The organism is Stenotrophomonas sp. NRRL B-14846 (assembly GCF_050473585.1).
In the GTDB taxonomy this organism is placed as follows: domain Bacteria; phylum Pseudomonadota; class Gammaproteobacteria; order Xanthomonadales; family Xanthomonadaceae; genus Stenotrophomonas.
Genome location: NZ_JBFLUN010000023.1, coordinates 482,502 through 491,589, shown reverse-complemented (window position 1 = coordinate 491,589; position 9,088 = coordinate 482,502). Strand labels below are relative to the sequence as shown.

The following is a 9,088-nucleotide window of genomic DNA, read 5'->3' as shown; positions in this document are numbered from 1 at the left end:
CTCGCCCAGGTCGACTTCGATCGACTCCGGCAGGTCCTTCGGCAGGCAGGTGATGGTCACTTCCTTCAGTTCGTGGGTGACCACGACGTCGGCAGCCTTGCCAGCCGGCGAGGTGTCTTCGTTGATGAAGTGCAGCGGGAACCGAAGCGGTCAGGCTTCGTTCTCGTTCACGCGCTGGAAGTCAGGTGCATGATCAGCTGCTTGTACGGGTGGCGCTGCATGTCACGCAGCAGGACCTTCTGCACCTGGCCGTCCAGGTTCAGGTCCAGGATCGAGGCATAGAACCACTCGTTCTGCTGGGCCAGCCAGATTTCGTTGTGGTCCAGGCTGATGGCGACCGGCTCGGCGTTGCCGCCGTACACGATGGCCGGGATCACACGGCGTGACGCAGGCCGGCGGCTCGCACCCTTACGCTGCAGTTCACGCTTGGTGACCTTGATTTCATGGGTCTTCGACATTTTCGACTACTCAGGTTGTTGCCTTGCCTTGCGGCGTGGCGGTTGAAGATGCTTCCGCGACCAGAAGCACCCGGGGTATGTCCCCGCCGTTGCCGGCAGGGACGAAAAACTAGTCGACGTACAGCGAGCTGACCGACTCGCCGAAGGCGATGCGGCGCATCGTTTCGGCCAGCATTTCCGCCACGCTCAGCTGGCGGATCTTGCTGCACACCCGCGCTGCGTCCTTCAGCGGGATGGTGTCGGTCACCACCAGCTCGTCGAGCTGGGAATTGGTGATGTTGTCCACCGCCGGGCCCGACAGCACCGCGTGGGGTGCAGTAGGCGGCGACCTTGAGCGCACCGCGCGCCTTCAGGGCAGCGGCAGCGGCGCACAGGGTGCCGGCGGTATCGACGATGTCATCGACCATCCCGCAGGTCTTGCCTTCGACGTCACCGATGATGTTCATCACGGTGGAGACGTTGGCGCGCGGGCGGCGCTTGTCGATGATCGCCAGGTCGGCGTCATCCAGGCGCTTGGCCACCGCACGGGCGCGGACCACGCCGCCCACGTCCGGCGACACAACGATCAGGTTCTCGGTGCCGTAGGCGCGCCAGATGTCGGCCAGCAGCAGCGGGGACGCATACACGTTGTCCACCGGAATATCGAAGAAGCCCTGGATCTGGTCGGCGTGCAGGTCGACGGTCAGCACGCGATCAGCGCCAGCGGTGCTGAACATCTTCGCCGCCAGCTTGGCGGTGATCGGCACGCGCGAGGAACGCATGCGGCGGTCCTGGCGCGAGTAGCCGAAGTACGGCACCACGGCGGTCACGCTGGCCACCGATGCGCGCTTGAGCGCGTCGATCAGCACCAGCAGTTCCATCAGGTTTTCCGCGCTCGGCGCGCAGGTCGGCTGGATCACGAACACGTCCTGCTTGCGGACGTTCTCTTCGATTTCCACCTGCACTTCACCATCGGAGAAGTGCGAGACCAGCGCCTTGCCCGGGCGAACCCCCAGTTCCTTGCAGATGTTCTGCGCCAGACGTTTGTTGGCGTTGCCGGAAAAGACCAGCAGGTTCGGGGACTCTTGCATCATGATTGTCTCGGGCGGGGACGAGTGGCGGGGATCCGGGGTCGGCAAGGACCCGATGGACCCTTGCTGCTGACAACACCGCGGTTGTTCCACGTCCCGCGCAGGTGATGCGCTGGAAGGCGCGGACACAGCCGCTATTGGCAGGGGCGGTAGGATTCGAACCTACGAATGCCAGGATCAAAACCTGGTGCCTTGGGCCTCTTGGCGACGCCCCTGCATTGATAAATCAGTGTTGCTCGAGTGCATCCAGCAGTGGCGAACGCGCAACGCCCGCTGCCACCCTTGCCCGCAACTCCTTCGGCAACTTCGACCGTCCCTGCTCTGCAGCAGCCTGCGATGCGAACTCGACGAAACAACCACTTTCCGAACCGGTCAGCCGCGCCGCGCCGATGTCGCTCAACGCAGCAAGCGCCGCCTCGACGGCAGGCTCACGGCGGCGCAGCACCGGTTCGAACGCGTTCCCGACCAGGGTCCCGGAAGCGAAGTCCTCTATTTTCGCCACTGGGCTGTCGCGCGTCAAATCCGGGTCTGCAAACAGAACCGGCGTAGGAACATGAACGCCCGGTTCAACCACCACATACCAGGCCGGCGCCAGCGTGATCGGCTGCAGCCGCTCGCCCACCCCTTCAGCCCAGGCATTGCGGCCACGCACGAACACCGGCACGTCGGCGCCCAGGCGCAGGCCCAGCGCCGCCAGCGCATCCTCGTCCAACCCGGCGCGCCAGAGCCGGTTCAGCACCACCAGTACGGTGGCCGCGTCGGACGAACCACCGCCGAAGCCACCACCGGCAGACACATGCTTTTCGACGATGATGTCCGCGCCTTGCGCGACATTCGCCACTTCTTTGAGCAGGCGCGCGGCACGCACCGCCAGGTCATCGGCCTCGGCCACGCCGGCCAGGCCCTCGCCCTGCCGACGCACCTGGCCGTCTTCACGCAGGCGCAGGCCGATGCGGTCCCCCCAGTCCAGCAGGCGGAACACGGTCTGCAGCTCGTGGTAGCCGTCGGCCCGGCGGCCGGTGATGTGCAGGAACAGGTTCAGCTTGGCCGGGGCCGGCCACCAGGACCAGCCCGCGTCGTCGACTGCCCCGCTCATGGCGTGCCCTGCCCCCACTGGTCCACCAGCAGGCGCACCTTGGCGTCGCCATTGCTGGCCTCGATCCGGCGCGGCAGCGCCGGCCGTCCGGCGTCGGCCGGGTACCAGTCCAGGTACTGCACCTGCCAGCCCATCTGCTGCATGCGGCGCGGCCGGCCTTCACCGTCGCGCTCGACCTTCTCCGGACCGGCAGCATCGCCGGCCACCAGGCCACGGATCCACTCCGGCAGCTGGTTGACCGGAATGTCCCAACCGGTCGCCTCGAGCAGCAGCTGCTGGGCGTCCTCACCGTCACGGGTGCCACCGGCCAGCCCTTCCAGGCGACCGGCTTCGGAATGGGTATCGCCGGTCAGCTTCCAGCTCTGCCGGGTCACCGGCGCGCTCAGCTCGACCACATAACGGCGCCCGTCCTGCTTCCAGTCGATGCGACCGCTGCCACCGTCCTTGCCTTTACTGACCGCCACCCGCCCCTGGAAGGCCCAGTCCGGCTGTGCCTGCAGCGCGGCCACGCGCGCTGCCTCGGCCTGCGCCGCTTCAGCCGAAACAATCTCGACCACCGCTGGCGCCGGGGTCTTCTGCGTGCCGACGCTGGTACAGGCGCTCACCGCCAGGGTCGCGGCCGCCAACAGCAGCGGCCGGATCAGGGAACCACTCATGGATTGAATTTCTCGCGGGCGCGCAGCAGCGCGCGGTTTTCAGGGTCGAGCTTGGCCGCTTCGTCGAAGAAGTGGCGGGCCTCATCATGCTTGCCCAGCACCCACAGCACTTCGCCGACGTGGGCGGCGATCTCCGGGTCCTTGGCCAGGGTCCAGGCGCGGCGCAGCTGCACCAGCGCTTCATCCTTGCGGCCCAGGCGATACAGCACCCAGCCATAGCTGTCGACGATGGCGGCGTTGTCCGGCTCGGCCACGCGGGCACGGTCGATCAGCTCCAGCGCCTCCTGCAGGCGACCAGTACGGTCGGCCAGCGTGTAGCCCAGCGCGTTCAGCGCCGGCACGTTTTCCGGGTCGGTCACCAGGATCTTGCGCAGGTCGGCCTCGGCGCGGGGGATGTCGTCGCGGCGCTCCCAGGTGAGCGCTCGGGCGTACAGCAGGCCGTTGTCGTCCGGGTAGGCGGCCAGGCCGCGGGCCAATGCATCCAGTTCACCGGCACTGTCGTCACCGCGTTGGCGCAGCTCGGCCTCCAGCAGGTAGGCGTCACGGCGTACATCGTCATCGACCACCGCATCGGACTGGATCGCATGCACTTCGTCCAGCGCCAGCGGCAGGCGCCCGGCCAGGGCCTGGGCATTGGCCGCGCGCAGGCGCGCTTCGCTCAGTTCATCGCCACCGGGCACGCTGTGGTACCACTGCACCGCCTCGGGGTAACGCTTCAGGTATTCGGCGATCTTGCCCAGCAACAGGCGTTGCGCCGGATCCGGCTTGGCCGCCTGCCGCGACAGCTCGTTGTAGAGGTTGGACAGCGCTGCCTTGTCGCCCTGCTTGGCCAGCAGCGAAGCGCGCATGCCCCAGGTCTGTACGTCCTGCGGGCCGAATGCCAGTACGCGCTCGGCCGCAGCCGGCTGTCCCAGGCTGTCGTAGGCGATGGCCACCGCATTGCGCAGCTCGGGGTCCTGGCGGGTCTTCGGCTCGACGTCGTGCAGCAGCGACAATGCCTTGTCGGTCTCGCCCGCCTGTTGCAGCTGGCTGGCACGCAGCAGCGCCACGCGCGGTTCTTCGGGGAAGCGCTTGACCACTTCATCGATCATGCGCCGCGCCAGCTCGGGCTTGTCCATGCGCAGGGCCAGGCGACCGAACTCCTGCCAGGCCTCGATCTTCGGTGGAATGGCATTGGCATCGACCAGCTCGCCCAGCACCTGCGCCGGCACCGCCGGATCGCGGCCACCGCCGATCAGCGCGGCCAGGGCGAACTTCCAGCCACGCTCGTCGGGGTCGGCCAGCAGGGCCTGCAGTTCGGTGCGGGCGGCCTTCACATCGCCCTGGCGCATGGCCAGTGCACCGGCGGCGCTGCGCATGGTCAGCGAGCGTGGGGCGCGTTGCTGCCACAGGGCCAGGCCCTTGGCGGCGCTGGCGTCATCGTTGGCCAGCATGGAAATACGGGTCGCGCGCTCGGCCAGGCCGGCGTCGCCGTCGGTCTGCTGCGCGGCCTGCAGGTACCAGCGCGCGGCCTCGGCCAGCTTGCCGGCCTGCAGGGCGAATTCACCGGCCATCACCGGTTCCAGCGCCAGTTCCTCAGTGGCCGCGGCCCGCACGGGGGCCTTGGCCGGCACCGCCGCCAGGGCCTGGGCGCAGGCCAGGGACAGCAGCAGAACACTGGGGATGCGAATCAATGCGGGCATCGTCGGCATCGGGGCCTTAAAATGTCGTCCAATGGCCAGCAGCTTATCGCAAGCAACTGAACAATGACCCTGTGGGTGCTCGGACTGAATCACCAGACCGCACCGGTGGAGCTGCGCGAGCGCGCGGCCTTCGCCGGTGAGGCGTTGCCGCGTGCGCTGGGCTCGCTGCGCGATACCCCGCAGATCGCCGAGGCAGTGCTGCTGTCCACCTGCAACCGCACCGAGCTGTACGCCGTGGCCGAGTCGGCACAGGCGCTGGACCAGTGGCTGCACAGCCAGGCCGGCGACCTGCAGGGCTACCTGTACCAGCATGCCGATGCCGAGGCCGTGCGCCACCTGTTCCGGGTCGCCACCGGGCTGGACTCGATGGTGCTGGGCGAACCGCAGATCCTCGGCCAGGTGAAGGATGCCTGGTCGACCGCGCGTGACCATGGCCTGCTCGGCCAGCGCCTGGACCGCTTGTTCCAGCAGACCTTCTCGGTGGCCAAGCGTGCGCGCACCGATACCCAGGTCGGCGCCAACCCGGTGTCGGTGGCCTCGGCGGCGGTGCGCCTGGCGCAGAACGCCTTCGCGCGACTGGACGACTCCACCGTGCTGCTGGTCGGTGCCGGCGAGACCATCGAACTGGCTGCACGTCACCTGAGTGAAGGCAAGGTGCGGCGCCTGCTGATCGCCAACCGCACCCTCGCCCACGCGCAGGAGCTGGCCAGCCGTCATGGCGGCGTGGCCCTGCCACTGACCGAACTGGACCGCCACCTGGGCGAGGCCGACGTGGTGTTCTCGGCGACCGCCGCGCGCGAGCCGGTGATCCACCGTGAGATGGTCGCCAAGGCCCTGCGTGCGCGCCGGCACAAGCCGATGCTGCTGTTCGACCTGGCCGTGCCGCGCGACATCGAGGCCGAGGTCGGCACGCTCAACGACGCCTTCCTCTACACCGTCGATGACCTGGAACGCGCGGTGGAAGACAACCGCCGTGGCCGCCGCGAGGCTGCCGCCGAGGCCGAGGCGATCATCGACCTGCAGGTGTCGCGCTTCGTCGAGACCCAGCAGGCCAGCGCCCACCAGGCACCGCTGCGGCAGCTGCGTGCGTTCGGCGAAGCCACCCGCGCCGAACTGCTGGAGCGCGCGCGCCAGCAGCTGGCCAACGGCAAGCCGGCCGACGAAGTGCTGGAACTGCTGGCCCATGGCCTGACCAATCGACTGCTGCATCCGCCGACCGCCGCACTGCGCGCCGCCGCGCTGAGTGGCGATGCTGACCTGACCCGCGCCGCCGAGCGCCTGTTCCCGGCCACGCCGGGTTACCGCCACCCACCCGTGAGACCCGATGACGCCGACCCTGCGCCGTAAGCTGGAAGCGCTGGCCGAGCGCCGCGAAGAACTGGAACGCCTGCTCGCCGAACCCGATGTGGTCGCCGACAACACCCGTTTCCGCGACCTTTCGCGCGAATTCGCCCAACTTGAACCGGTCGCCACTGCACTGGCCGATGAAGCCCGTGCCAAGGCCGACCTGGCCGCCGCCGAAGGCATGCGCGCCGACCCCGACCTGCGCGAACTGGCCGACGAGGAAATCGCCGCCGCGCAGGCGCGCCTGCAGGAACTGGAGCAGGAGCTTGCGCTGCTGCTGGTGCCGCGTGACCCGCGCGACGAAGGCAACCTGTTCCTGGAAGTGCGCGCCGGTACCGGCGGCGACGAAGCCGCGATCTTCGCCGGCGACCTGTTCCGCATGTACGCCCGCTATGCCGAGCGCCAGGGCTGGAAGGTCGAGATCGAATCGGACAATCCCGGCGAGCATGGCGGCTACAAGGAAGTGGTGGCGCGCGTGGTCGGCCGGGGCGCGTTCTCACGCCTGAAGTTCGAATCGGGCACGCATCGCGTGCAGCGCGTGCCGGCCACCGAGTCGCAGGGCCGCATCCATACCTCGGCGGCCACGGTGGCGATCATTCCCGAGGCCGACGAAGTCGACGACATCGTCATCAACCCGGCCGACCTGAAGGTGGATACGTTCCGCTCGTCCGGTGCCGGCGGCCAGCACGTCAACAAGACCGAGTCGGCGATCCGCATCACCCACGTGCCGACCGGCGTAGTGGTGGAGTGCCAGACCGAGCGCAGCCAGCACGCCAACCGTGACAAGGCGATGAAGCGCCTGAAAGCGCAGCTTCTCGATGCCGAGCGTCAGCGCCAGGACGCCGCGCAGGCCGAATCGCGGCGCCTGCAGGTCGGCAGCGGCGACCGCAGCCAGCGCATCCGCACCTACAACTTCCCGCAGGGCCGGATCACCGACCACCGCGTGGAAGGCCTGACCCTGTACGACCTGCCCAACATCCTGGCCGGCGACCTCGACCCGCTGCTGCAGCGGCTCAGCCACGAGCACCAGGTCGACGCCCTGGCCCAGCTGTCGGCGGGCTGAGCACGATGTCGGCCTGGCAGCAGCGACAGCACCTGCAGCAGGCGATCGCACGCCAGCCCGGCGATTTCGTCGCCTGGGTGATGCTGGCCGACCTGGAACTGGAAGCCGGCGACATCGCCGCCGGCGAGCAGGCCGCACGACGTGCGCTGCAGCTGCGCCCGAACCACCCCGAAGCACTGGCACGGCTGGGTCGCGTGGCCTGGATGGCCGGCGCGCATGCCGACGCGGCCAAGCTGCTCGGCCAGGCCTCGGCACTGGCCCCGCAGCACCCGGGCATCGCGCTGTGGCTGGGCCATGCGCTGGAAGATGCCGACGATGCCGAAGGCGCGGCGGCGGCCTATCGCCGCGCACATACGCTGATGCCGGACGAACCCTACATCGCCGCCCAGCGCCTGGCCTGGCAGCGCCGCCTGTGCGACTGGCAGGACGTGGACGCGCTGGCCACGCAGGTACGTGCCGCGCTCGCTTCCGGCCAGGGGGCGGTGGAGCCGTTCGCCTTCCTCAGCGAAGACGCCAGCGCTGCCGAGCAGCTGGCCTGCGCACGTGCGCGCGCCGCGCTGATCGCCGCCTCGGTTCGGCCCTTGCCGGCGGTAACGGTACGCGCGCGCGGCCCGTTGCGCGTCGGCTTCCTCTCCAATGGCTTCGGCGCCCATCCCACCGGGCTGCTGACCGTGGCCCTGCTCGAACACCTGCGTCATGACCCGGCGCTGCAGCTGCACCTGTTCGCGTTGAACCGCGCCGATGGCAGCCGCATACGCGATCGCCTGCAGGCCGCGACCCGGCTGCATGAGGTGGCCGCACTGCGGCATGCCGACATCGCGGCCCGCATCCGCGCACAGGGCATCGACCTGCTGTTCGACCTGCGCGGCTGGGGCGGCGGCGGCACGCCCGAGGTGCTGGCAATGCGCCCGGCCCCGCTGCAGCTGAACTGGCTGGCCTACCCCGGCACATCAGGTGCACGCTGGCTGGATGCCGTGGTCGCCGACGAATTCGTGCTGCCCGCATCGCTGGAACCTCACTTCAGCGAACGCGTCCTGCGCCTGCCACGCGCCTTCCAGCCCTCGGACAACACCCGCGTACTGGAACCGGCACCGTCCCGCGCCGAGTGCGGGCTGCCCGAACACGGCGTGGTGTTCTGCTGCTTCAACAACAGCTACAAGCTCAATCCGCGCAGCATGGGCCGCGCCTTCGCGGTGCTGCAGGCCGTGCCCGGCAGCGTGCTGTGGCTGCTGTCCGGCCCCGGCCAGGCCGACACCCGCCTGCGCACCGCCGCGCAGGCCGCCGGCCTGGACCCGGCGCGCCTGGTGTTCATGGCCAAGCTGCCGCATCCGCAGTACCTGGCCCGCTATCAGCTGGCCGACCTGTTCCTCGACACCCATCCCTACAACGCGCACACCACCGCCTCCGATGCGCTGTGGGCCGGCTGCCCGGTACTGACCTGCCCGGGCGACACCTTCGCCGCGCGCGTGGCCGGCAGCCTCAACCACCATCTGGGGCTGGCCCGGATGAATGTCGCCGACGACGCGGCGTTCATCGCCACTGCCAGCGCGCTGGGCAATGACCCTGCGGCATTGGCCGCGCTGCGTGCCGAGCTGGCGCAGGCGCGCGAGCGTAGTGGACTGTTCGACATGGCCGGGTTTGCCCGCGACCTGTCGGCGATGCTGCAGCAGCTGGCTGGCGAACAGGGCTGGCAGGGCGTCGACAACGCCTGAGCGATCC

6 protein-coding genes, 1 tRNA gene and 2 pseudogenes are annotated in these 9,088 nt (G+C 69.2%); 3 read left to right on the top strand and 6 right to left on the bottom strand.

Annotated features, from left to right (window positions below; genetic code table 11):
- The 6 genes and pseudogenes from AB1281_RS24060 to AB1281_RS24035 all read right to left on the bottom strand — a co-directional run.
- Nucleotides 1-458, bottom strand: a pseudogene (locus AB1281_RS24060) (50S ribosomal protein L25/general stress protein Ctc); the annotation flags it as partial.
- A gap of 109 nt (nt 459-567) precedes the next feature.
- Nucleotides 568-1,528, bottom strand: a pseudogene (locus AB1281_RS24055) (ribose-phosphate diphosphokinase).
- A gap of 138 nt (nt 1,529-1,666) precedes the next feature.
- Nucleotides 1,667-1,743, bottom strand: a tRNA-Gln gene (locus tag AB1281_RS24050).
- A gap of 11 nt (nt 1,744-1,754) precedes the next feature.
- Complete coding sequence (gene ispE / locus AB1281_RS24045; RefSeq protein WP_430347233.1) at nt 1,755-2,624, bottom strand: 4-(cytidine 5'-diphospho)-2-C-methyl-D-erythritol kinase; 870 nt, start codon at nt 2,622-2,624, stop codon at nt 1,755-1,757.
- Entirely contained in the window at nt 2,621-3,280 is a 660-nt protein-coding gene (gene lolB, locus AB1281_RS24040) for a lipoprotein insertase outer membrane protein LolB (protein WP_430344959.1), read from the bottom strand. The genes ispE and lolB overlap by 4 nt, the downstream gene beginning before the upstream one ends.
- Nucleotides 3,277-4,962, bottom strand: a complete 1,686-nt coding sequence (locus AB1281_RS24035; protein ID WP_430344958.1) for a tetratricopeptide repeat protein — start codon at nt 4,960-4,962, stop codon at nt 3,277-3,279. The genes lolB and AB1281_RS24035 overlap by 4 nt, the downstream gene beginning before the upstream one ends.
- 63 nt (nt 4,963-5,025) lie before the next feature.
- Between AB1281_RS24035 and hemA the strand changes: the two genes are divergently transcribed.
- From hemA to AB1281_RS24020, 3 genes are read left to right on the top strand one after another with little or no spacing between them, the layout of a single operon-like run.
- Nucleotides 5,026-6,309, top strand: a complete 1,284-nt coding sequence (gene hemA, locus AB1281_RS24030) for a glutamyl-tRNA reductase (RefSeq protein WP_032130429.1) — start codon at nt 5,026-5,028, stop codon at nt 6,307-6,309.
- Nucleotides 6,287-7,369 carry a peptide chain release factor 1 gene (prfA, locus tag AB1281_RS24025; protein WP_014036080.1) on the top strand — a complete coding sequence of 361 codons (1,083 nt, stop codon included), beginning with the start codon at nt 6,287-6,289 and terminating at the stop codon, nt 7,367-7,369. Before hemA ends, prfA begins: the two co-directional genes overlap by 23 nt.
- 5 nt (nt 7,370-7,374) lie before the next feature.
- Nucleotides 7,375-9,081 (top strand): tetratricopeptide repeat protein, encoded by a 1,707-nt coding sequence (locus AB1281_RS24020; RefSeq protein WP_430344957.1) that lies wholly within the window; start codon nt 7,375-7,377, stop codon nt 9,079-9,081.
- The last annotated feature ends 7 nt before the right edge of the window (nt 9,082-9,088 follow it).